20 protein-coding genes and 3 pseudogenes are annotated in these 23,695 nt (G+C 62.3%); 14 read left to right on the plus strand and 9 right to left on the minus strand.

Annotated elements, in window-relative coordinates:
- The first annotated feature begins 83 nt into the window (after positions 1-83).
- Genes CO657_RS33285 through CO657_RS33310 form a run of 6 tightly spaced genes read left to right on the plus strand, consistent with a single transcriptional unit; the run spans position 84 to position 7,316 of the window.
- Positions 84-1,070, plus strand: a complete 987-nt coding sequence (locus tag CO657_RS33285; RefSeq protein ID WP_003595613.1) for a BMP family protein — start codon at positions 84-86, stop codon at positions 1,068-1,070.
- Positions 1,071-1,078: 8 nt separating this feature from the next.
- Complete coding sequence (locus CO657_RS33290; RefSeq protein WP_054184299.1) at positions 1,079-2,491, plus strand: amidase; 1,413 nt, start codon at positions 1,079-1,081, stop codon at positions 2,489-2,491.
- Positions 2,488-4,020 (plus strand): ABC transporter ATP-binding protein, encoded by a 1,533-nt coding sequence (locus tag CO657_RS33295; RefSeq protein WP_054184298.1) that lies wholly within the window; start codon positions 2,488-2,490, stop codon positions 4,018-4,020. Before CO657_RS33290 ends, CO657_RS33295 begins: the two co-directional genes overlap by 4 nt.
- The gene (locus CO657_RS33300; RefSeq protein WP_054184297.1) at positions 4,010-5,059 is read left to right on the plus strand and encodes an ABC transporter permease; all 1,050 of its coding nucleotides are present in this window, start codon (positions 4,010-4,012) and stop codon (positions 5,057-5,059) included. The genes CO657_RS33295 and CO657_RS33300 overlap by 11 nt, the downstream gene beginning before the upstream one ends.
- Positions 5,056-6,000, plus strand: a complete 945-nt coding sequence (locus CO657_RS33305) for an ABC transporter permease (RefSeq protein WP_054184296.1) — start codon at positions 5,056-5,058, stop codon at positions 5,998-6,000. Before CO657_RS33300 ends, CO657_RS33305 begins: the two co-directional genes overlap by 4 nt.
- Positions 6,001-6,026: 26 nt before the next feature.
- The gene (locus tag CO657_RS33310) at positions 6,027-7,316 is read left to right on the plus strand and encodes an amidohydrolase family protein (protein WP_054184295.1); all 1,290 of its coding nucleotides are present in this window, start codon (positions 6,027-6,029) and stop codon (positions 7,314-7,316) included.
- A gap of 51 nt (positions 7,317-7,367) precedes the next feature.
- Here CO657_RS33310 and CO657_RS33315 read toward each other — a convergent pair whose 3' ends face one another.
- Together CO657_RS33315 and msrA are read right to left on the minus strand one after the other, a co-directional pair.
- Positions 7,368-8,147, minus strand: coding sequence for a class I SAM-dependent methyltransferase (locus CO657_RS33315; RefSeq protein ID WP_054184294.1), 780 nt, complete (start codon positions 8,145-8,147; stop codon positions 7,368-7,370).
- Positions 8,148-8,389: 242 nt separating this feature from the next.
- Entirely contained in the window at positions 8,390-8,899 is a 510-nt protein-coding gene (gene msrA / locus CO657_RS33320) for a peptide-methionine (S)-S-oxide reductase MsrA (RefSeq protein ID WP_054184293.1), read from the minus strand.
- Positions 8,900-9,088: 189 nt separating this feature from the next.
- On the opposite strand from msrA, the gene CO657_RS33325 reads away from it, so the two are divergent.
- From CO657_RS33325 to CO657_RS33340, 4 genes and pseudogenes are all read left to right on the plus strand, one after another.
- The gene (locus CO657_RS33325; RefSeq protein ID WP_054184292.1) at positions 9,089-10,234 is read left to right on the plus strand and encodes an extracellular solute-binding protein; all 1,146 of its coding nucleotides are present in this window, start codon (positions 9,089-9,091) and stop codon (positions 10,232-10,234) included.
- Positions 10,234-11,124 (plus strand): ABC transporter permease, encoded by an 891-nt coding sequence (locus CO657_RS33330; RefSeq protein ID WP_054184291.1) that lies wholly within the window; start codon positions 10,234-10,236, stop codon positions 11,122-11,124. The genes CO657_RS33325 and CO657_RS33330 overlap by 1 nt, the downstream gene beginning before the upstream one ends.
- Before the next feature lie 49 nt (positions 11,125-11,173).
- A pseudogene (locus CO657_RS33335) lies at positions 11,174-11,755 on the plus strand (ABC transporter permease); the annotation flags it as partial.
- 29 nt (positions 11,756-11,784) lie between these two features.
- Positions 11,785-12,864, plus strand: a pseudogene (locus tag CO657_RS33340) (ABC transporter ATP-binding protein).
- Between the two features lie 5 nt (positions 12,865-12,869).
- On the opposite strand, the gene CO657_RS33345 reads toward CO657_RS33340, so the two are convergent.
- The 7 genes from CO657_RS33345 to CO657_RS33375 form a co-directional block, all read right to left on the minus strand.
- The gene (locus CO657_RS33345) at positions 12,870-13,703 is read right to left on the minus strand and encodes an inositol monophosphatase family protein (protein ID WP_054184350.1); all 834 of its coding nucleotides are present in this window, start codon (positions 13,701-13,703) and stop codon (positions 12,870-12,872) included.
- A gap of 111 nt (positions 13,704-13,814) precedes the next feature.
- Positions 13,815-14,885 (minus strand): ABC transporter ATP-binding protein, encoded by a 1,071-nt coding sequence (locus CO657_RS33350; RefSeq protein WP_054184290.1) that lies wholly within the window; start codon positions 14,883-14,885, stop codon positions 13,815-13,817.
- Positions 14,882-15,712: a carbohydrate ABC transporter permease gene (locus CO657_RS33355; RefSeq protein WP_054184289.1), complete on the minus strand. Its 831-nt coding sequence runs from the start codon at positions 15,710-15,712 to the stop codon at positions 14,882-14,884. The genes CO657_RS33350 and CO657_RS33355 overlap by 4 nt, the downstream gene beginning before the upstream one ends.
- Positions 15,709-16,611 carry a carbohydrate ABC transporter permease gene (locus tag CO657_RS33360; protein ID WP_003595640.1) on the minus strand — a complete coding sequence of 301 codons (903 nt, stop codon included), beginning with the start codon at positions 16,609-16,611 and terminating at the stop codon, positions 15,709-15,711. The genes CO657_RS33355 and CO657_RS33360 overlap by 4 nt, the downstream gene beginning before the upstream one ends.
- 321 nt (positions 16,612-16,932) lie before the next feature.
- On the minus strand, positions 16,933-18,165 hold the full coding sequence (locus CO657_RS33365) for an ABC transporter substrate-binding protein (protein ID WP_054184288.1): 1,233 nt from the start codon (positions 18,163-18,165) through the stop codon (positions 16,933-16,935).
- Between the two features lie 62 nt (positions 18,166-18,227).
- Positions 18,228-19,130 (minus strand): sugar phosphate isomerase/epimerase family protein, encoded by a 903-nt coding sequence (locus tag CO657_RS33370; RefSeq protein ID WP_054184287.1) that lies wholly within the window; start codon positions 19,128-19,130, stop codon positions 18,228-18,230.
- A gap of 11 nt (positions 19,131-19,141) precedes the next feature.
- The gene (locus CO657_RS33375; RefSeq protein ID WP_054184286.1) at positions 19,142-20,176 is read right to left on the minus strand and encodes a Gfo/Idh/MocA family protein; all 1,035 of its coding nucleotides are present in this window, start codon (positions 20,174-20,176) and stop codon (positions 19,142-19,144) included.
- Between the two features lie 215 nt (positions 20,177-20,391).
- Here CO657_RS33375 and CO657_RS33380 point away from each other — a divergent pair, with 215 nt between their 5' ends.
- The 4 genes and pseudogenes from CO657_RS33380 (at position 20,392) to CO657_RS33395 (ending at position 23,636) form a co-directional block, all read left to right on the plus strand.
- Entirely contained in the window at positions 20,392-21,435 is a 1,044-nt protein-coding gene (locus CO657_RS33380) for a substrate-binding domain-containing protein (RefSeq protein ID WP_054184285.1), read from the plus strand.
- Between the two features lie 146 nt (positions 21,436-21,581).
- A complete protein-coding gene (locus CO657_RS33385; RefSeq protein WP_003595651.1) occupies positions 21,582-21,863 on the plus strand; it encodes a ribbon-helix-helix domain-containing protein in 282 nt (93 codons plus the stop codon).
- A pseudogene (locus tag CO657_RS33390) lies at positions 21,853-22,163 on the plus strand (type II toxin-antitoxin system RelE/ParE family toxin). Before CO657_RS33385 ends, CO657_RS33390 begins: the two are co-directional and overlap by 11 nt.
- Positions 22,164-22,418: 255 nt before the next feature.
- Positions 22,419-23,636 (plus strand): SfnB family sulfur acquisition oxidoreductase, encoded by a 1,218-nt coding sequence (locus CO657_RS33395; protein WP_054184284.1) that lies wholly within the window; start codon positions 22,419-22,421, stop codon positions 23,634-23,636.
- Positions 23,637-23,695 lie beyond the last annotated feature (59 nt).

A 23,695-nucleotide genomic window follows, 5' to 3' on the forward strand; every position in this document is an offset into this window, starting at 1 on the left:
TTTTAAGCCCATTCGACGCTTGACACTTTTTTGGGCGCTACCTATGATTTTTGAACCAAACGGTAAAAAAAGGGGAGCAGTCAATGACCAAAGACATCCTTATTTCACGCCGGGCAGTGATCGCGTCGGGCCTTGCGCTTGGCGTCAGCGGCTTTGTCCCGCTGGCAAGAGCTGCCGCACCGCTGAAGGTTGCGGGCATCCATGCGTCGCCGGTCGAAAATGCCTGGAACTCCTGTCTGCATAAGGCCCTGCAGGACGCAGCCAAGGACGGTGCCATCGAATATGTCTTCTCCGAAGGCGTCTCCGGCACCGATTATCCGCGCGCCATGCGCGAGTATGCCGAACAGGGCAACAAGCTGATCATTGGCGAAGCCTACGCGGTGGAGAAAGAGGCCAGACAGGTCGCAGCCGATTATCCCGATACCGCTTTCGTGCTGGGTTCGAGCGGCGAACAGGCCGGCGACAATTTCGGTGTCTTCGGCACCTGGAACCATGACGGCGCCTATCTTGCCGGCATGCTGGCCGGCAAAATGACCAAGTCGAATGTTGTCGGTTCCGTCGGCGCCATTCCGATCCCTGAGGTCAACATGCTGATCAATGCGTTTGCCGCCGGCGTCAAGGCCGTCAATCCGGACGCCAAGCACCTGGTCTCGTTCATCGGCACCTTCTTCGATCCGCCGAAGGCGCGGGAAGCTGGCCTTGCCCAGATCGACGCCGGCGCCGACATCCTGTTCGGCGAGCGTATCGGCACTGCCGATGCCGCCAAGGAGCGCGGTATCAAGTCGGTCGGCTCGCTAATCGACTATACGCCGCGCTACCCGGATACAGTATTCGCCAACGCCATGTGGTACTTCCGCCCGATCCTGAATGCGGCGATTGCCGATGTCGCTGCCGGAAAGCCGGTCGGCAGAAACTACACGTCTTACGGCCTGATGAAGGAAGGCGGCAGCGATATCGTCTTCGTCAAGGGTGTCGCGCCCGCTGAAGCCGAGGCTGCGATGGAAGCCAAGCGGGCGGAAATCAAGGCCGGCACCTTCGAAGTCCCGAAGATGATGGAAGAGCCGAAGTAATTCGGCTCATGCAGGGCGATGCAACAGACCTGGCGGCAGCCATCAGGCATGGCAGGCTGAGCGCCGCGGAGGCGATGCGGGCTTCTCTTGACGCCGCTCGGCGGCAAGAGAAGCTCGGCGCGATCGCCTGTCTCGATACAGCGATGGGCCTCGCTTCGGCGGAAGGCCGCGACCGGGAACGGCGGAGTGAGCCCGAACAGTTTGCCGCCAGGCCGTTTGCCGGCGCGCCGACCTTGGCGAAGGATCTTGGCGGGCCTTTCGCCGGCCTGCCGGTCGCGGCCGGGTCCTGCCTCTTCGAAAGAAAAGGCGGCGAAGCCGATTCCGACCTTGCTTCCCGGTTCCGCGACGCCGGCTTCTGTCTGTTCGGCTTGACGACGAGCCCGGAATTCGGCCTGTCGCTTTCCAGCGAACCGGCGATCGGACCAATCTGCCGCAATCCACTCGATCCGGCACGGACGCCAGGCGGCTCTTCCGGCGGCGCGGCAGCAGCGGTTGCCGCCGGCATCGTCGCCATTGCGCACGCCACCGATGCCGGCGGCTCGATCCGCGTGCCCGCCGCCTGCTGCGGCCTTGTCGGAATGAAGCCGACACGCGGCGCCATGCCGGGCGGACCATCCTTTGGAAATCATCTCGGCGGGATCGCCAGCGAACTCGCGGTTTGCCGCTCGGTGCGGGATACCGCGCGGATATTCGACAGGCTGAGCGGCAATTCACGAGGCCCCTTTCCGGATCCTTCTCCTGTCGATATCGGCAACGGCCGTTTGCGGATCGGCTTGCTGGCAGATACCGGATCGGCCTATCCGACCGAGGGCGATCGGCTGGCAGTCGTTGAGGATGCGGCTCGTGCCTTCGAGAACGACGGACACGAACTCGTTCCGCTGAGCTGGGCGGAGTTCGAAGGGAGCGTCACGTCAAGCGGCCGCGCCTTCGCCGATATCGTCTCCGTCAATCTCGCGGCGCTGATCAAGGCGCTGGCTCTCGATGAAAGCAGGGCCGAGCCTCTGACACGGGCTTTCGCGGCGCGCGGACGGGCGCTTCCCGCCACCAAGCTCTGGAATACGCTGAACGACGCCGTCCTGGTGAGCCATAACCTCTGGGCGCTGTTCGACAGGGTTGATTGCATCGTGATGCCGATGCTCTCGTCTGCGCCTCTTGCGATCGGCTCCTTTCCGTCCGATCATGGCGACACGGATCTGCATCTCGAGCGGATGACGGCATTCGCGCCGCTTGCCTGCCTCGGTAATATTTCGGGTTTTCCTGCTTTGACGCTGCCTTTCGGACAGGATGAGCATGGCATGCCGCTGCCGGTGCAGATCATGGCGCCGATGGGTCACGAGCCGCGGCTGCTGTCGCTTGCCGCACGCCTGGAGGCCGAGGGGCGATGGCAGCACCGTTTTCCAGTCGCAGGATTACCGTCATGACCGGAGCTGTGCTGGAGATTATCGGCGTCAGCAAGCGCTTCGGCGCCAATCTTGCCAATGACGATATTTCCATGACGCTTGCCCGGGGTGAGGTCGTCGCTCTGCTCGGCGAAAACGGCGCCGGCAAGACCACGCTGATGAGCATCCTTTTCGGCCACTACATGCCCGACGCCGGCCGGATTCTGATCGAGGGTCTGGAGGTACCGCAGGGCAAGCCGCGTGCGGCGATCCGCGCCGGCGTCGGCATGGTGCATCAGCACTTCTCACTCGCACCCAATCTGACCGTTCTCGAAAATGTCATGACCGGCACCGAAAGCCTGTGGGTCTGGCGCTCGGGAACAGCAGCGGCGCGAAAGAAGCTCCAGGCGATTTCCGAGCGCTTCGGCCTCAAGGTCGATCCGGATGCCCGTGTTGGCGACTTGTCGGTCGGCGAGCAACAACGCGTCGAGATCCTCAAGGCGCTCTATAATGATGCCCGCATCCTGATTCTCGACGAGCCGACGGCAGTGCTGACCAATATCGAGGCCGAACGGCTGTTTACTACCTTGAAGGAGATGGCCCGCCAGGGGCTGTCGCTGATCTTCATCTCCCACAAGCTGGACGAGGTGATGGCGGCAGCCGACCGCATCGTCGTGCTGCGCGGCGGCAAGATGGTCGCCGAACGCAAGGCGTCTGAAACCAGCAAGGCAGAACTCGCCGAACTGATGGTCGGCCGCCGCGTGACGCGGCCGGTGCGAGAGCCGTCGACGCCGGGTGCCGTTGCCCTCGAAGCGGCCGATGTGACGGTGCGCACCGGTGGCGTCGATCGGCTGAAATCAATCAGCTTCCGGCTGCACCAGGGCGAGATCCTCGGCATCATCGGCGTTTCCGGCAACGGCCAGACGGCCCTGGCGCATCTTCTCTCCGGCACGCTGGCGCGCAGCGGCGGCGACCTTCTGCTGTTCGGGCAAGCCGCCGGCAATCTCGGCGTCGCCGATGTCGTCGAAGCCGGCATCGGCCGCATTCCCGAGGACCGCAACGAGGAGGGCGTGATCGGCGAAATGGCGATCTGGGAAAACGCTCTGCTGGAGCGCATCGCCTCGCCGGCCTTTTCGCGCCACGGCTTCGTCAACCGCAAGGCGGGCATGGCCTTCGCGAGCGAAATTATCGACGGATTCGATGTTCGCGGCGGCGGCCCTGCCATCCGCACCCGGCTGCTCTCCGGCGGCAATATGCAAAAGCTCATTCTCGGCCGCAACCTGCACCGGCGGCCGCGTATCCTGATCGCCGCGCAGCCCGCGCGCGGTCTCGACGAAGGGGCCGTGGCGGCCGTGCACGCCCGCCTGCTCGAAGCCCGCCGGCAGGGTACCGCCGTGCTGCTGATTTCGGAAGACCTCGACGAGGTGATCGCGCTTGCCGATCGCATACAGGCGATCGTCGCCGGCCGCCTATCGCCGCCGGTCGAGGCCGACGGTGCCGATGCCCGCAGGCTGGGGCTGATGATGGCCGGCGAATGGCACGAGACCCCAGAGGCCGGCCATGCGATTTGAGCGCCGCGAGCACCGCCCGCTTTACCTGCTGATCGTCACGCCCGTCGTCGCGGTCATCGCCGCGCTGGCGCTCTCGGGTGTCCTGATCGCTATCGCCGGCGCGCCTGTTCTCGATGCCTATTGGCGCATCCTGACCGGTGCCTTCGGCTCGCGCCTGTCGGCCACCGAAACGCTGACGCGGGCAACGCCGCTGATGCTGACGGGGCTTGCCGCCGCCGTCGCTTTTCGGGCGCGGCTATGGAATATCGGCGCCGAGGGCCAATTTTATCTCGGCGCCATCGCCGTTGCGGCGGCGAGTTCGAAGCTGCTCGGCAATCTGCCGGCTCCGATTCTCATTCCGCTGCTGCTGCTGATCGGCGCCATTGCCGGCATGGTGCTCATTCTCATTCCCCTCTGGCTCAGGCTGCGCTTCTCGGTCGATGAGGTCGTCACCAGCCTGCTGCTGAACTTCATCGCCGTGCTCTTCGTTTCGATGCTGATCGACGGCGTTCTCAAGGACCCGCTCGCCTTCGGCTGGCCGCAGTCGCAATCGGTCAGCGATCATGCCATGCTGCCGAAGCTGATTGCCCGCTCACGCCTGCATATCGGCTTTGCGATCGCGATCGGGCTGGCTGTCGTCGTCCATTTTGTTCAGTCTCGCACCGTCTTCGGCATGCAGTCACGCGCCGCCGGCCTCAATCCCACCGGCGCGATCTTCGCCGGCGTCCCGCTCGGCAAGACCTTGGTGAAAGTCGCCTGCCTGTCCGGCGGGCTTGCGGGGCTGGCCGGAGCGATCGAGGTGATGGGCGTCAAGGGCTACGTGACGACCGATCTGTCGCCGGGTTTCGGCTATTCCGGCATTGTTGTCGCGATGCTCGCCAACCTCAATCCGCTGGGGGTCGTCTTCGCCGCCATTTTCACGGCCATCATGTTCGTGGGCGCGGACAGCATGAGCCGGGGCCTCGGTATCCCCACCTATATCGCCGATGTCACGGTGGCGCTGTCGCTGTTGACGATGCTGATCGCACTGTTCTTCAACCAATACAGGATCCGGCGATGATGCAACTGTTCGACATCATCGGTTCCGCGGGGCTCTGGGCGGCAATCCTGCGCATCGCCACGCCGCTGATTTTCGGCACGCTTGGCGCATTGCTCTGCGAACGGGCCGGCGTGCTCAATCTCGGTATAGAAGGCATCATGACCTTCGGGGCGATGATCGGCTGGCTTTCCGTTTATCACGGCGCCGATCTCTGGACCGGCCTTCTGATCGCCGGCATCGCCGGCGGCGTCTTCGGCCTGCTGCACGCGTCGCTGACGGTGACGCTCGGCCTCTCCCAGCATGTCTCCGGTCTCGGCGTCACGCTGTTTGCCTCCAGTTTCAGCTATTATGTCTTCCGGCTGATCGTGCCGCTTGCCAATACGCCACCCACCATCGTGCCGTTCCAGCCGATCGCCATTCCTGGGCTTTCGACCCTGCCTTTCATCGGGCCGGCCTTCTTCACGCAGACGGCGCCGACCTATCTCGCGATCACCATCGCCCTGCTGATGGCCTACATCATCTTTCGCACACCGGTGGGGCTTGCGATCTGCATGACCGGCGAAAATCCGCACGCGGCGGAAGCACAGGGCGTCAATCCAATGAAGGTGCGCTATGGCGCGGTGATCGCTGGAAGCGCGTTGATGGGAATGGGCGGGGCCTTCCTGACATTGTCGGCGTTCAACAGTTTCTTCCCGACCATGGTGCAGGGACGCGGCTGGATCTGCATCGCACTCGTCGTGTTCGCCTCCTGGCGCCCGGGCCGCGCGCTTTTTGGCGCCCTGCTTTTTGCCTTTTTCGACGCCTTTCAGCTTCGTCTGCAAACCGCGCTGAGCGGGCTTGTGCCCTATCAGCTGTTCCTGATGACCCCCTATATCCTGTCCATCGCCGCCCTTGCCGTCATGGCCCGCCGCGCCCGCGTTCCGCAGGCGCTGATGCAGCCCTATCGACGCGGCGAACGCTGAAACCGCTCACATCCAACGAGGTTCCGATGTTCGATCTGATCGTCAGAAATGCAAATCTCCCCGATGGCTCAGAGAGTATCGATATCGGCATCCAGGGCGGCAAGATCATCGCTCTTCAGCGCAATCTCCAGGCGCAGGCGGGTGAAGAGATCGACGCGACCGGTCGGCTGGTCAGCCCGCCCTTCGTCGATCCGCATTTCCATATGGATGCCACCCTGTCTCTCGGCTTGCCACGCATGAATGTATCCGGCACGCTGCTTGAAGGAATCGCGCTCTGGGGCGAGCTGCGCCCGATCGTGACGAGAGAAGAACTGGTCGATCGTGCGTTGCGCTATTGCGACCTGGCTGTCACCCAGGGGCTGCTCTTCATTCGCAGCCATGTCGACACCAGCGATCCGAGACTGGTGACCGTCGAGGCGATGATCGAGGTTCGCGAAAAGGTCGCCCCCTATATCGACCTGCAATTGGTCGCTTTTCCTCAGGATGGCTATTACCGCTCGCCCGGCGCGATCGACACCCTCAACCGCGCCCTCGACATGGGTGTCGATATCGTTGGCGGCATTCCCCACTTCGAACGGACGATGGGCGAAGGCACGGCGTCGGTCGAGGCGCTCTGCCGCATCGCTGCCGACCGCGGCCTGCCGGTCGACATGCATTGCGACGAAACCGATGATCCGCACTCGCGCCATATCGAGACGCTGGCAGCGGAGACCATTCGCTTCGGACTCAAGGGGCGCGTCGCCGGCTCGCATCTGACCTCGATGCATTCGATGGACAATTATTATGTCTCCAAGCTCATTTCGTTGATGGCGGAGGCTGAGATCAATGTCATCCCCAACCCGCTGATCAACATCATGCTGCAGGGCCGGCACGACACCTATCCGAAACGCCGCGGCATGACCCGCGTGCGCGAATTGATGGATGCGGGGCTTAATGTTTCCTTTGGGCACGATTGCGTCATGGACCCCTGGTACTCGATGGGATCGGGCGACATGCTGGAAGTCGGCCATATGGCGATCCATGTCGCGCAGATGGCCGGCATCGACGACAAGAAGAGGATCTTCGAGGCGCTGACCGTCAATTCGGCGAGGACGATGGGGCTTGCAGGCTATGGCCTTGAAAAGGGATGCAACGCCGACCTCGTCATCCTCCAGGCGAGCGACACGCTGGAAGCGCTGCGGCTGAAGCCGAACCGGCTGGCGGTGATCCGGCGCGGCAAGGTCGTCGCCCACTCGGCGCCGCGCATCGGCGAGCTTTTCCTGGACGGGCGCCCCGCCCGGATCGATGGCGGCCTGGACTATATCCCTCGCTATTGAGATGGGATGGCGCTGACCGTCGGTAAGACTCGCGCGCTGTCCGCCTCTCCGTTACCCCGGCGCCCGGCGAGCGGTGATGATCCACGCCTGCGAGTCGAACAACACACCTTCCGGGGTCATATGCGCCTCCATTAAATCGCGCAGCCGCTGCAATGGCCTGTCAGGCTGTTTGTTCGTGCGGGCGAGCGCGTCCGTGACAAGATAGAGGCCGGCAACTGCATTGGATGCGGCATCGGCGTCCGGTCCATAGAAAACCGGCTCCCGCACGTCGATAAAGTCGATGGAGGTAAAGCCGGCCGTGCTCAATAGCTCCGTGGCTACGCTGGGATCGCCGAGCGAATACGGATCGGGAGCTCCTGCGGAAACGGCAGTTTCGGTCCCGAGGGCCTGCCGGATGGCGCCGGACCATGTGTTGCGCTCCCGGCTCTGCCACACCATCCACACAAGGCGCGCGCCCGGCCGCAGCGCCCGGCCGATATTGGCAAAGGCCGCCGCCGGATCGGCAAAAAACATTACCCCGAACCGGCTGATGCAGAGGTCGAAACTGGCCGGCGGGAAGATGTGGGACTGCGCGTCTGCTTGATCGAAAGCCACATTTCGCAAACCCTCCGCGGCACTCCGTCGCCTTGCGACCTCGAGCATTTCAGCCGAAACGTCCACACCGAGCGCTTCTCCTTGCGCTGCGGCGCGGGCGGCCTCGCGCGTCGTTTGCCCTGCGCCGCAGCCGATATCGAGCACGCGATCATCCGCGCCAACGCCGGCGGCAATTTGCAGATGCCGATTATGTCTTGCCAATTCCGCATCATAAAAGTCGGCACGATCCAACGCCATAACACTCACTCTGCTTTGTTCGATGGGCAGTCCGAGGAGCCGCCACGCAAAACAGGTTGCATGTTAGGATCAGTTTGGCAAGATGAAGATCGGCTGCAATCTGTGATTGCCGGCGGAGGAAACGAAATTCACGATCACGACATCGATGAGATGGTGCGTCATTGGCCGATTATACTGGGTTCTGACCCGACAGGAAGCGCCGTGCATGCCGGCGTCGCTTCCGGCATGCACGCATGATTGCGTCAGGCGATCTTCTGGCGGATCGGCAGTTTCCAGCCGGGCCGGACGAAGTGGCAGGTATAGCCGTTGGGGATCCGCTCCAGATAATCCTGGTGCTCGGGTTCGGCTTCCCAGAAATCGCTCACCGGCACGACTTCGGTGACGACCTTGCCGGGCCAGAGGCCGGATGCGTCGACATCGGCGATCGTATCCTTTGCGACGCGTTCCTGCTCGGGGCTGGTGTAGAATATCGCCGAGCGGTAGCTCGCGCCGACATCATTGCCCTGGCGGTTGCGCGTGCTCGGATCATGGATCTGGAAGAAGAATTCGAGGATTTCGCGATAGCTGATCTTGGCTGGATCGAAGATGATCTCGATCGCCTCGGCATGGGTTCCATGGTTGCGGTAGGTGGCGTTCGGCACGTCGCCGCCGGTATAGCCGACGCGGGTCGAAAGCACGCCTTTGTATCGGCGGATGAGGTCCTGCATGCCCCAGAAGCAGCCACCGGCGAGCACTGCACGTTCTTCGGTCATTGGGTGTCTCCTTGTTTGCCCAGAGATAGTGTCTGCAGCCGCCGATTTCCATATGGGCGGAAATAAGCACAGCTGTGCAATTCTCTCCGGATAGCGCCAATCCTGTCATGTCGATGTTACGCGCCGGCGCTAGCAAAGTCCTGAACAATCCTGCCGAGGCAGAGCCTCGATACCTGATGGAGATGGATTATGAACAGGCGTGAATTTCTGATCACTTCGTCGGCCGCGGCCGGTCTTCTGGCTCTTCCGCGCTTCGCATCGGCAGCGGCCGGCAAGATCGATCTCTACAGCGGTTCGGATGCCAACATCATCGACCTCTGGAACAACATCATCCGCCCCGCCTTCCAAAAGGCCCATCCTGAAGTCGCCCTGAAGGTGACCGATGCCGGCGACAATAACGGCCTGCGCGCCATCGCCGACCGCGCGCTCGCCGCGCTGAAGACCAAAACCGATCCGCAGGCCGATCTTTTCGAGCAGTTCGATCCGCGCCTGCCGGCGGGCGGCATCGATGCCGGCCTCTGGGTGAAAGTGTCCTCCGAGAACATCGAAGGCTACGACCATATCAATCCGCTTGCCCTAGACACTCCCTACTCGCTTCCCTATCGCGGCTCCCAGGTTCTGCTTGCCTACGACACGACCAAGCTCGATGCGAAGGATGCTCCGAAGAGCTGGGAGCAGCTCACCACCTGGATCAAGGCCAATCCGGGCCAGTTCATCTACAACCGTCCGGACAAGGGCGGTTCGGGCAGCAACTTCGTCCGCCGCGCCATTCATGAGGTGAATGGCCGCGATCCGAAGAAATTCAAGGTCGACAATTACACGGCCGATTACGGCACCGAGGCCCTGACGCCGGCCTGGAAACTGCTCAACGATCTCGCCCCTTCGCTCTACGACAAGGGCGCCTATACATCAGGCAACACCCAGTCGATCCAACTGCTTGCCCAGGGTGTCGTCACCATGGTGCCGGTCTGGTCGGACCAGGTGCTGCAGGCGATCGCCCAGGGCGTGCTGCCGGAGACGACCGGCCTGGTGCAGCTTGGCGATCTCGCCCTTTGCGGCGGCTTCTCCAGCATCACCGTCTTCTCGAACGGCGCCAACAAGGATGCGGCGCTGAAGCTTGCCGCCTTTATGCTGACGAAGGAGATGCAGGAAGCGATCATTACCCAGATCGGCGGCTTCCCCGCCATCTCCTGGGATCACATCTCCGACGATCTGCGCAAGAAATATGCCGACGTCATTCCGTCGACCATCCCGACCTTCCCGAGCGGCGATTGGGAAAAGGCGATCAACGACGGCTCGTACCGCAGCGTCGCTCCCGGTATCAGCCGCACCTGATGTCCGCCGATACCACGCTGGCGGCACCGCGCCGTCACCAATCGATCAGCAGGGGGAGCTCGATCGGGCTCCTTCTCGTCGCCCTGCCGGTCTTCCTGCTTGCCTGGCTGATCGTCTTTCCGATCTTTTCGGCGGTTTTCGGCACGATTTTTGTTCGAGGGCCTGACGGCGCGACGGCCTTCTCACTTGCCTCCTACCGCTTCTTCTTTACCGATGGCTACAGCCTCGGCAATCTGTGGCTGACGCTCTGGACCACCGCCGTCTGCGGCACCCTGCTGCTGGCGATCGGCTTTCCGATCGCGCTTTATCTTCGCTTCTCGCAAGGGCGCCTTGCGGCTTACGTGCAGGGCCTGGCGATCTTTCCGATGTTCGTGCCGTCGATCATTCTCGCCTATGCGCTGATCAGGACCGTCGGGCCGAACGGCACCGTCGACCTGTTGCTGAATTCCGTCGGCCTGCCCAAGCTGCGCACGCCCTATCTGACGCCATGGGGACCGGTCATCGGCCTCGTCTGGGATAATCTTCCCCTGACGGTGCTGATGCTGACGGCCGGCCTCTCCTCCGTTTCGAACAGCGCCGTCGAGGCCGCCCGCGACGTCGGCGCAAGGCCGCTTCGGGTCTTCATCTCGATCATCCTGCCGCGCATGGGCAATTCGCTGCTGGTCACCGCGTCCTTCGCCGTGCTCGGCATCTTCTCCGCCTTCACCCTTCCCTATGTGCTCGGCCCGGCTTCGCCTGAAATGATGGGGCCGTTCATGCAGCGCACCTTCGCCGACATGAACGATCCGCTTGATGCCATGACCCAGGCCGTCATCACATTCGGCTTCTGCCTGGTCTTCGGAATCTTCTACATCCGGTCGATCGCCCGCAACCGCGAGGCCCGGCCATGAGTGCCGGCGGTTCGCGCATCACCCTCCGCTTCGACTGGGTCGGCCTCGTCTCCTGTCCGCCGTCATCTGCCTTCCCGCTGCCTATTCTTTTGCGCGCCTGCGCTTTCCCGGCCGGAACATCCTGTTCCTGTCGTTTCTCGCATCGCATGCCTTCCCGAAATTCGGCCTGCTGGTCGCCATTGCCGGGATCTTCCTGCAGCTCGGCCTGATCAGCACCTTCTGGGGCGTCGTGCTGATCCAGCTCGTCGGCACGCTGATGCTGATGATCTGGATCCCGGTCGCAGCCTTCCAGAATGTCGACCGGCGCATGGAAGAGGCGGCCCGCGATGCTGGTGCTGCGCCGCTGCGCGTCTTCTGGTCCATCACCCTGCCGCAGGCCGCACCGACGATATCAGCCGCCCTGCTTTTGACCTTCGTCGGCACCTTCTACGAGACCGAAGGCGCCTGGCTGATCGGCGCGCCGGGGATCCGCACCATGCCGGTACTGATGATTAGCTTCATCAACAATCAGATCGTCGTGCAATACGGCGCCGTGCTTTCCGTCATGCTGTGGGTGCCGTCGTTCATCGCGCTGATGTTTGCCCGCCGCGTTATCGGCACCGGCGCCTTTGCCAGAGGTTTTGGCGCCTGAGAGGCCTCAATCGAGGAAAGGGTTTGAGAATGGCACATCTGGCGATCGAGAGCGTTTCGAAACTGTTCGGAACCACCTTTGCCGTGAACGACTTTTCGCTCGAAGTCGGCGACGGCGAGCTTGTCTGTCTGCTCGGCCCGTCCGGCTCCGGCAAGTCGACGCTTCTCAGAATGATCGGCGGCTTCGAGCGTCCGAGCGGCGGAACGATCCGCATCGATGCCAGGGATGTGACGAACCTGCCGCCCGAGCGGCGCCCGACTGGCATGGTGTTTCAGAGCCACGCGCTCTGGACGCATATGGATGTCTTCAACAATATCGCCTTCGGCCTGAAGCTGCGGCGGCTGCCGAAATCCGAAATCCGTGCGCGCGTCGAGCATGCGCTTGATATGGTCGGCCTTGCCGATTACGGGCGGCGGATGACGACACAGCTGTCGGGCGGTCAGTAGCAGCGCGTGGCGCTTGCCCGTTCGCTGGTGCTCGAGCCGAAGATCCTGCTGCTCGACGAACCCTTCGCCAGCCTCGACCAGCACCTGCGCGAAAGGCTGCGGGAGGAAGTGCGCGATATCCAGCAGCGCCTCGGCATTACCACGCTCTTCGTCACCCATGGCCAGGACGAGGCCTTGGCGCTTGCCGACCGCATCGTCGTCATGCGTGATGGGCGCACCGAGCAGATTGCGCCGCCGAGCACCATCTACCGCCAGCCGCAGACGGCCTTTGTCGCCGGTTTCATCGGCTCGATGAATTTCGTCCGGAGCCGCACCCGGAACGGCGTCTGCGACCATCCGCTCTTCCCGCTTGCCGTTCCCGTCGAGGATGGGCCGGTGACGCTGGCCACCCGCCCGGAAGCGCTGACGATCCGTCCTTCGGACCGAGCAGACGCGGCCAGCGTCCATCGCATCGTCGATTTCGGCACGCACAAGATGGTCGATATCGATCTTGCCGACGGCAGCCGCCTGAAGGCAATGGTGGCGCCCGACGATCGGATAGAGGCCGGGATGAAGGTCGAGCCGAATTTTACGAGTTTCTTCGTCTTCCGCGACAATACGCTCGTTCACCAGGGAGCCCCAGCAACGACCGGTGCGCAGCTCGGACGGTTGCTGCCGGTGTAAAGCAATTACGCCTTCACCAGGAAACCTTCCCTAAGCCAGGGATGCAGCGCCTGGCTGGCGGCGAGGATATCGCCCTTCCCGTCGACGGCGGCGCCGGAAAAACGGGTGACGATGCCGCCCGCCTCCTCGACCATCAGCGCCGAGGCGCCGAAATCATGGATCGAAAGCCCGTCCTCGAAGAATCCGTCCAGCCGGCCGCAGGCGACATAGGCGATCGACAGGGCCGCCGAGCCGAGGCGGCGCACGCCTGCCGTGTTGGCCATCAGTCGTTTGATGGCGTCGAAATAGGTCTCTTCCGCCACCGCCCGCACCTGGCCGGGGATCGGCAGGCCGGCGCCGATGAGCACGTTCTCGATGTCGCCGACATCGGCGCAGCGGATGCGCTCACCGTCGAGATAGGCGCCGCCGCCGCGCTCGGCACTGAACAACTCGTCCTGCATGGCGTCATAGACGACGCCGGCCACGAGCCTGCCGCCTTCGGCGATCGCGATCGTCATGCCGAAATGCGGGAGGCCCCAGGCGTAATTGGTGGTGCCGTCGATCGGGTCGATGTAGATGATCGGCGTTTCCGGCCCGCCCACACGGTTGCCGACGGCTTCCTCGCCCTGGATAGCATAATCAGGAAAGGCCTTGATCATTTCGTCGACGATGATCCGCTCGACGGCGACATCGATCTCGGTCTGATAGTCACGCGGCGCCTTGGCGAGCATTTCCCGAGAGGTTCGCCGCCGCAGCGAGCCTCGGGCGGTTTCGCCCGCCTTTACGACCGTTTCGGCAAGCACGAGAAGGCGGGACGACGCCGTGCGGGAAAGGCGCGCTGAAATCGGGGAGGATGTCATGATGAAGATCCGGATGCTGCAGATGTGACGGAGTGACTCGTGCGGGAGCAATCCCTTCGCAGAGGCTGATGATGGTTTTATGAAGCCGTCAGCGTTCCTGCGCCGGCGATGTTATATCACACGGTCCGTCGATGCGTCGAACAGATGGATCTGCCTCGGATCGATCGAAAGTCCGATCCTGTCTCCCGTCTTGACCCTGTCGCGGCGCGTCTCGACGATCGTCAATTCCGGCTGGGTCTCCGCGACGATGAAGGTCGACGAGCCGGTGGATTCGACGAAGGCGATCGGCACATCGAAACTGCCATGCCCGGGCTCGACGACGCCGATATGTTCCGGCCGGATGCCGGCGACGAGCTTGCGCCCTGGCTCGACGGTGCGGGTGAGCGCAAGCGACTGTTTCACCGCGCCGAAATCCAGGATCAGGCTCTTGCCGTCTTCGGCGCCGATCGCGGGAATGAAATTCATCGCCGGCGAGCCGATGAAACCGGCGACGAAGCGGTTTGTCGGCCGGTCGTAAAGATCGAGTGGCGCCCCCTGCTGTTCGATGACGCCGTCGCGCATCACCACCACATGGTCGGCCATCGTCATCGCTTCGACCTGATCGTGCGTGACGTAGACGAAGGTTGCGTTCAGCCGGTCGTGCAGCGACCGGATTTCCTTGCGCATATGGACGCGCAGCGCCGCGTCGAGGTTGGACAGCGGCTCGTCGAACAGGAAGGCCTTGGGATGGCGGATGATGGCGCGGCTCATGGCGACGCGCTGGCGCTGGCCGCCGGACAGTTCGCGCGGGTAGCGCTTGAGGAGATGCGAAAGACCGGTCGTCGCCGCCACCTCTTCGGCCGCCTTCTTGGCTTCCGGCTTGGCGATGCCGCGAATGCGCAGGCTGTAGGTCAGGTTCTCCTCGACCGTCATATGCGGATAGAGCGCATAGGATTGGAAGACCATGGCGACGTCGCGCTTGCGCGGCGGTACGCCGTTCATCAATTCGCCGGCAATCCGGAGGTCGCCGGTCGAGATGCTTTCGAGGCCGGCAAGCGAGCGCAGCAGCGTGGACTTGCCGCAGCCCGAAGGGCCGACGAGCGCGACGAAGGTGCCCTTGGCAATCGAAAGGTCGATGTTCTTCAGGGCGTGGAAGGCGCCGTAATATTTATTGACGCCTCTGAGCTCGATCTGCGTGGTCATTTGAGGGCTCCAGAGGTGAGGCCGGATACGATGCGGCGCTGCAAGAGAACGAAGATGGCAAGGATCGGCGTCACATACATCGTGGCGTAAGCCATGATGTTGTTCCACTCATTGGTGTTCGGCCCCATGAAGGAGTTGAGACCGACGCTTGCCGGCTGAAGGTCGACCGCCTGGATCATCGACTTCGAATAGACGAATTCGCCGAAGGCCTGCATGAAGATGAGGATGGCGCTGACGAGAATGCCGTTGCGGGCGAGCGGCAGCACGATGTTGAAGAAGGCGCCGACGCGCGAATTGCCGTCGACGAGGGCCGCCTCTTCCAGTTCCTGGGGCACGCTCATGAAGGTGGCGCGCACCAGGATGACGAAGAAAGGCATGCTCTTTGCCGCGACCGCAATGATGACGGCAAGTCGCGGATAGGAGAGCATGCCGATCTGCGAGAAGCCGACGAAGATCGGCGTGATCATCAGCGAGGCCGGCAGAACCTGCAGCATCAGGATCAGGAACAGGCCGATATCCACCCAGACATTGCGGTATCTGGCGAGCACATAGGCGCAGCCGACGCCGAGCACGGTGATGAGCGCCATGGAACCGAGCGCGATGACCAGCGAATTCCAGAGATAGCGGCCCATGTCGCGGCTTTCCCAGACATAGGTGTAGGTGCCCCATTGCGGGGCGACCGGCCAGAAGCTGGGTGGCGTCGCGAACATTTCCGAGCCGCTTTTCAGCGCGGTGATGTACATCCAGTAGAGCGGGAAGAGGTAGATCGCCGCCATGACGATCGATATTGCCAGCATCAGGCGGTCGCGGTTCGTCGTCGTGCTCATCCGCGCACCTCATGGCGTGTGGAGCGGACATAGACGACCGATGCGAACATGACGAAGACGATCATGATGACGGAGATCGTCGCGCCCTTGGCGAAATCATATTGCCGGAAGGAAAGATCCCAGGCCCAATATTGGGTGACATTCGACGAATTGTTCGGCCCGCCCGATGTGATGGCGGCGAAAAGATCGAACTGCTGCAGGGTGAAGATCAGGCCGAGCGCGATGATGGCGCCGATGGTCGAGCGCATCATTGGCAAGGTGATCGTCCAGAAGCGCTGCCAGACATTGGCGCCGTCGAGTTCGGCGGCTTCATAGAGATCGGCGGGAATGCCGGCAAGGCCGACGGACAGCAGGATCATGTTGAACGAGGTGCCGAGCCATATATTGGCGATAATCACCGCATAGAGCGAATAATGCGGATCCGAGCGCCAGAAGATATTGCCGGAGATGATACCGCTTTCCCTGAGAATGAAATTCAGCACGCCGAAATCGCCTGAGAGAATCCAGTTCCAGATGGCGCCGACGACGAGGCCGGGCATTACCCAGGAGACGAGGAACAGGCCGCGCATCCACGAGGCGCCGGGAAAATTGACCCAGAAGAACAGCGCCAGGCCGAAGCCGATCAGGAACTGGCCGGCGATCGAGCCGGTGACGAAGATGACGGTGTTGTAGAGGATCGGCAGCGTTTCCGGCTGCGCGAAGAGGTCGGTATAATTCTTGAAGCCGACGAAGGGACGCGAGAAGGTCCCGAGGCTGAACATGTCGACCTCCTGGAAACTCATCACCACATTGTAGATGAGCGGAAGCCCCGCCATCAGGAACAGAAAGCCGAGCGGGAAGGCGACGAGCACGATATCGAAACCGCGGCCGTCCCTGACGCTCATCAGGATCCTCTTCATGCGTCCTCCGATGCTCCGATCGGGGCCGCCTGGCGCATGATGCGATAGACGGCCCCTGCCGGGAGGAAATGGTTGATGGCCTTCGCCATCGGTGGGTGGTCCCCTTCTCCCCAGCGGGGAGAAGGTGGCGGCAGCCGGATGAGGGGGCGGCGAATTCGACGTTTGCTATTCTTCACTTGCGTTCAGAATGCTCGTCGCTTGCGCTCCTCACCCCCCTCATCTGCCCTTCGGGCATCCATACCTGGGTCGAGCCGCGTGTCTCGCCCCGTCCTTCGGACCCCGCCGGGGAGAAGAGGGAGCGAACGGCTGGCACGATGCTAACTAGCCCAATACAGCCTTGATCTTATCCGCGGCCTGGTCGAGCGCGTCCTTCGGGCTCATCTGGCCGGTCAACGCCGCCTGGATGGCGTCCTGGATCGCCTTGGAGATCTTCGGCCATTGCGGATGGGGGCCGCGCGGCTTGGCGTATTTCAGCTGTTCGAGGAACACCTTGAGGGCAGCGTCCTTCAGCGGCTGGCCGCTCTCGGGGATCGAGATGTCGGAACGGGCCGGAAGCTGGCCGAAATTCTTGAACATCTTGTCGTCCTGCGAGGCGAAATATTCGAGCGCCTTGAAGGCTTCGGCCGGATGTTTGCTGCTGGCGAAGATCGCCCAGTTGAAGTCGCCCATGGCCGACGAGCGCTCAGCCCCTTCCTTCGGAACCGGAAGCAGGGTGACGCCCCAGTCGAATTTCGCTTCCTGCGTCATGCGGTCGAGTTCCCAGGGGCCGGAGATCGCCATGGCCGCATTGCCGGAGTTGAACGTGCCGGTGGAATCCCACTGGCCGCGTGTCAGCGTATCCGGAGAAGCGAGCTTCTCGTCCATGATCGTCTTCCAGATCCCGAGCGCCTGCACTGCGCCCTCGGCATTGATATGCTCATAGCTGCCGCCGCCCATCTGCGCCCAGGGAAGGAACTGGAAGGTGCCTTCCTCATTGGCCTTGGCCGAGAAAGCAAGGCCATAGACGTTCTTGGCGGGGTCGGTCAGCTTGCGCGCATCATCGACCAGCTCGTCCCAGGTCTGCGGCGGCTTGTTCGGGTTGAGGCCCTTGGCCTTGAACATGTCCTTGTTGTAGTAGAGCGCGATCGTGTTCGTCGCCTTCGGCACGCCGAAATATTTGCCCTCCCATTCGACCGACTTCAGCGGCCCGGGGAAATAATTGTCCGGCTTGATGACGGTCGACTTGGCGATCATGTCGGTCAGGTCGAGGAAGGCGCCGCGCGACGAAAACATCGCATGCTCCGGATTGTCGACGGCGATGATGTCGGGCGCCTGGCCGGTGGCATAGGCGCGCATGGCCTCGGTGACGACGTCGTCGAACTGGATCAGCCGGTATTCGATCTTGATGCCGTTGTTCTGGGCGTTGAATTCCTTGACGAGATTGGGCGCCGGCTGGGTGTCTTTATCCAGCGACCAGAGCGTCAGCGTGACGTCCTCGGCCTTGGCCGAAAGACCGAAGAGTGAAACGCCTGCAAGCGCCAGAGCGCCGAGAATTGCATATTTGCGGATAGCCATGGTTCTCCTCCTTTGTGGTTATCCCCGTTTCCGGCAATTCCTCCTTGCCGGAACCGATTTCATTAGGCCGGATCGACGACGAATTCGCCGCCCCGGGCATGCTTGAGGTGGTTGAGCGCATAGACCTGGCCGGTCATTTCGAGTTCGTCGCGATAGACCGGGTCGTGCCAGCCTTCGATGTCGATCGAGCCGGACCAGCCGGCGAGCCGCAGTTCGGAAATGATATCGGTCCAGTTGCTGTCGCCGAAGCCCGGCGTGCGCATGAAGACGAATTTTTCCTTGCCGAATATGCCGTGTTCCTTGATGACCTCCCAGCGGATGGTCGCGTCCTTGCCGTGGACGTGAAAGAACTTGTGCGCCCATTTGCGGATCTGCGGCATGGGGTCGATCAGATAGACCATCTGATGGCACGGCTCCCATTCCAGCCCGATATGATCATCCGGCGTCTCGTTGAAGATCAGTTCCCAGGCATCCGGATTGTGGGCGATGTTCCAGTCGCCGCTTTGCCAGTTGCCGTCCATGGCGCAATTTTCGAAGGCGATCTTGATACCCTTGTCGGCGGCGCGCTTGGCAAGCTCGCTCCAGATCTGCTTGTAACGCCCCAGGCTGTCGGTCAGCGGCTTGCCGCGGACGCGGCCGGTGAAGCCGGCAACGCAGGTCGCGCCGAAATGATGGGCATTGTCGATGCAGTCCTTCCAGCCCTGCAGCGTCTCGAGGTCGATGGCGCTCTCTTCCAGCGGATTGCCGAACATGCCGAGCGTCGAGATGGTGATGTCGCGGTCGCCAATCGCGTCGAGGCAGCGTTTGCCGAGCTCGGCAAGGTTCTGTCCCTTGGTCGTCTGCCAGAAGAAGGGTTCCAAGCTTTCGAAGCCCATGTCGGCGATCTCGCCGATGCGCGTGGCGGCATCGCCCTTGTTGCCGCTGACCATGGTGCCGATGCGAATGGATTTTGCAGGGTTGCTCACGTCACGTCATCCTATGCTGAAATTTCGATACGCTTGCCGGTCTTGGCGCTTTCGATGGCGCCGAAGACCATGGCGAGGCTTCTGATATTGTCGGAATTGACCGTCTCGGCCTGTTTGCCGGTGCCGATCGCCGCGATGAAATCGGCGATGACGCTGGCGTGGCCATGGGTTTCCGCGGCATGTTCCGGGCCGGGAACGTTTACGGCAGCAAAGCCGCGCAAAAGGCCGGGTTCCTCGCCGGCGACAGTCGCGGTGAAATTCTCTTCGCCATCCCAGGTGAGCATGCCCTTCGAGCCGACGAGGCGCCACCGGCTTTCCCAGCTGGTGCGCTCGCCTTCGGCGCACCAGGAGCCGCGATAGGTGAAGACGATATCGTCGGAAAATTCGAAGATGGCATTGGCCGAAGCGCCGTGCCGGTACCACGATCCCTTCGGATTGCGCTCGACGCAATAGACGGCAAGCGGCTTGCGGTCGGCGACGTAGCGGGCGGCATCGAAGGTGTGAATCGCCATATCGAGCAGCAGGACATTGTCCATCTCCTCGCGGAAACCGCCAAAATGCGGTGCGAGAAAAAAGTCGCAATGGATGCCGGTGAGTTCGCCGATCGCGCCGCTGCCGACGAAACGGCGCAGGCGGCGGATGCCGGAGATGAAGCGGCGGTTCTGGATGACGGCGTGGATGCGGCCGGTTTGCGCGGCGAGATCGACCAGCGCGGCGCCCTCGGTGAGCGAGGCGGCCATCGGCTTTTCGCTGAGCACATGGCAGCCGGCTTTGAGCGCCGTCGAAACGACATCGTAACGAGCGGCCGGGATGACGATGTCGAAGACCAGGTCGGCCTTGGTCGTAGCGATGACCTCGGAAAGATCCGAACCGATGACGGCGCTCTCGAGGCCGAACTCGGCGGCAAGCTTTTCCGCCGTCTCGCGGTTGAGGTCGACGAGGCCGACGATGGCAATGGATTCAGCCAGTTGAGGGTTGGACGCGATGGCGCGCAACCAACCTTTGGACATAGCTCCGCACCCGCACAGAATGGCACTAAATTTCACGATTTCCTCCAGGGAATGGCGCCAACTCTCCTCGTGACACGCACTCCGTAAACGTTTACGAATGTTGGCGGAAAGATTTTGCGATGTCAAGAGACGCCAAATACGAAATTGCGGACCCGGATGCGCATGGATCTAAATCATCAAAGGAGGAGCATGATGTCGTCCGAAAACCGCGCAGTTTTAGGACGACATCATGCTCCAGGAAAAAGCGGCCGATGAAAGGGATTCGCCAGCTTGCCGAACACCTGGGTATTTCGATCGGCACGGTCTCCCGGGCGCTGAACGGCAAGCCCGATGTCAATGAGGAAACCCGGCAGCGCGTGCTGGCGGCAGCCGAGGAACTCGGTTACGTCGCCAACCAGTCGGGACGGAGTCTCAGACAAGGAGAGACGAAGGTCATCGGGCTGATGATCGAATCCAGCATGGAGTCGGTCGAAAATGCCGACAACTTCTTCCTCGGCGTCACCAGCGGCCTGCAAAGCGTCTTTGCCCGCCACAAACTCGACCTGATCATGCTGCCCTGCCCGAGCGACGAGGATCCGCACGAATATCTGAAGCGCATTGTGGCGCGCCACATCGTCGATGCGATGATCATCTCGAACACGCAGCGCATCGACCGGCGCATCGATCTTCTGTCGCGGGCAAAGATCCCCTTCGTTGCGGTCGGCCGCAGCCTTTCCCCAGGCAATTTTCCCTGGATCGATCTCGATTTTGAAGGCGTGGCCGAACGCGCCGTCGACCGGCTAGTCGCGCGCGGTCACCGCCGGATTGCGATCACGGCGCCGTCGAGCGAGGTCAACCTCGGCTATGTTTTTCTTGAGAGCTATCGCCGCGCGCTCGCGCGGCACGGTATCGCCTTCGATCCGTCGCTCGTCATCCGCGTCAAATCGAGTGAACAGGGCGGCTACCAGGCGGCCCATGAGCTGCTGCTCCTCGAAGAGCGGCCGACGGCGGTGATCCTGATCTACGAGCTGATGGCGATCGGTCTCTACCGCCGCCTGATGGAATCGGGCGTCATGCCCGGCCGCGACCTGGCCGTGATCGGCTTCCGCGATGCCCCGCGCGCACGGTTCCTAAACCCTTCGCTCAGCTGCTTCCGTATGTCGCTCTATGATCTCGGCGTCGCGCTCGGACAGACGCTTCTCGCCAATGTGCCGGCCTATCGCGAGTTCTACCCTGATGCCGGCCGCAACGTCGTCTGGCCGCTCGAACTGGTGCCGGGGGAAAGCGACGCCTTTCACGTGGGAGCCATGGTCTGATCGCTCTTTGCCGATTTTGCCGGCACGCGGCGCTGAGCGACCGGCGACTACGGTTGGAAAATCTCCGGAATCGAATTGAGATGGGTACTTGGCAGAGTGTTGAGACGGTAGTAAACTTTACTACTATAAGGTCCAGGAGACGTGAAATGCCGAATGTCGAGAAAGTGAGCGTGGCCGTTACCACGCATCAGGCGGCCCTTCTTCGCGACGCGGTCAAGACCGGCGCCTACGCCACCACAAGTGAAATCGTGCGCGAAGCAGTCCGCGACTGGGAGGCCAAATGGGAAGCCCGACAGGCTGATGCCAAACGCTTGCGGGAACTTTGGGACGAAGGCAAGGCCAGCGGCGACCCCGTGCGGGTCGATTTCGACAAACTCCGCGAAGAGGCTCGTCAGGAACTGAGCGCTGCCCTGAACAATGCCCGTTGATCTCGTTTGGTTGCCCCGGGCCCTGGCCGACGTTCGTGATATTTATGTTCAGGTCGGTCTGGAACAGCCGCAGGCCGCCGAGCGGCTTTTCGATAGTTTGAGCGGAAGGCGAAGCTGTTGAGCGAACAGCCGCGTCTCGGCAGGCGCCGACCGGAAATCCGGCCAGGCGCGCGCATGTTGGTCGAAGCGCCGTTTGTTATGCTCTATGAGACCGTTCCGGACAGGGACGAAGGACCCATCCAAACCGTCAATATCGTGCGCGTCCTTCACGGCAGGCGTGATCTCGCATCGCTCGATTAAGCCGGCGCGCGACGCGGGAGCATCGGATGCTTCTCAAACACCTCGGTCTTCTCCATTTCCAGAATATTAGAAGGCGGAAATTTCATCTCCCCTCCGGGCGCGTCGCCGCGCGAAGCTTGGAGCGAAACCCTAACCACGGCGGTCGAAGGGGAATAAGCAAACACTTTTTATTTTCTACCACATCTATAGAATTTGTACTCTTATCTCGGCGTTCGATTTCTTTCACCGATAGGATCGTCAGAATTGGAGACATCGATGAATACCGTGCTGAGGCAAGCAGATCAGATCCGGCCCGTGGCCGACCGTATCGGCAGCGATGAGGAAGCGATTGCAACCGCCCGCAGGCTGGCGGCGCAATTTGCCGCGCGCGCTGCCGAGCGCGACGCCGATCGGATCCTGCCTTTCAGCGAACTCGATCTCCTCGCGCGGTCCGGTCTCCTGGCGATCACCGTGCCGGCGCAATTTGGCGGGCTCGACGTCTCGAACGCGGTGCTTGCCGAGATCACGGCGATCCTGTCGCAGGCGGACGGTTCGATCGGCCAGATTCCCCAAAACCATTTCTATATTCTCGAGGCGCTCCGCACCGACGGCAGCGAGGAGCAGCAGCGCTATTTCTTCAGCCGGGTGCTTGCCGGCGACCGTTTCGGCAATGCGCTTTCCGAGCGCGGCACGAAGACGGTCGGGCATTACAACACCCGCATCACCCGCGACGGTCCGGGCTACCGGATAAACGGCCGCAAATTCTATTCCACAGGCGTGCTCTTCGCCGACTGGATCACTGTCTTCGCGCTCGATGCCGAGGAGCGGCTGACCATGGCCTTCGTCCCGAAGGGCACCGAGGGTGTCGAGATCGTCGACGACTGGGACGGCTTCGGCCAGCGCACCACCGGCAGCGGCACGACTGTTCTCGATAATGTCTATGTCAGCGCCGATTCCGTCGTGTTTCATCACAAGGGCTTCGAGCGCCCGACGACGATCGGCTCCGTCGGCCAGATCATCCATGCCGGCGTCGATCTCGGCATTGCTCGGGCGGCCTTCGCCGAAACGCTTGAGTTCGTCAGGACGAGATCGCGCCCCTGGATGGATAGCGGCCTCGACCGCGCCTCCGACGATCCGCTGACGATCGCTAGGGTCGGCCAGATCGCCATCCGGCTCGAAGCCGCGACCGCCCTCGTCGAGCGCGCCGGCCACAAGGTCGATGCCGCGCAGGTCGAGACGACTGAGCAGAAAGTGATCGAGGCAACGCTTGCGGTCGCCGCCGCCAAGGTGCTGACAACGGAAGTGGCGCTCGAGGCTTCGAATACGCTCTTCGAGCTTGCCGGCACCTCGTCGGTGCAGGCTGGCCTCAATCTCGACCGCCACTGGCGCAACGCCCGCACCCACACACTTCATGACCCCGTGCGCTGGAAGTACCACGTCGTCGGCAACTATCATCTGAACGGCGTCACGCCGCCGAAGAACGGCGCGCTCTGAGCTTTTGTCTCATTCCCAAATGAAAACCCCGCTGCCGGCGCCGGCAGCGGGGTTTTGCT

It is taken from the genome of Rhizobium acidisoli, from assembly GCF_002531755.2.
Lineage (GTDB): Bacteria > Pseudomonadota > Alphaproteobacteria > Rhizobiales > Rhizobiaceae > Rhizobium > Rhizobium acidisoli.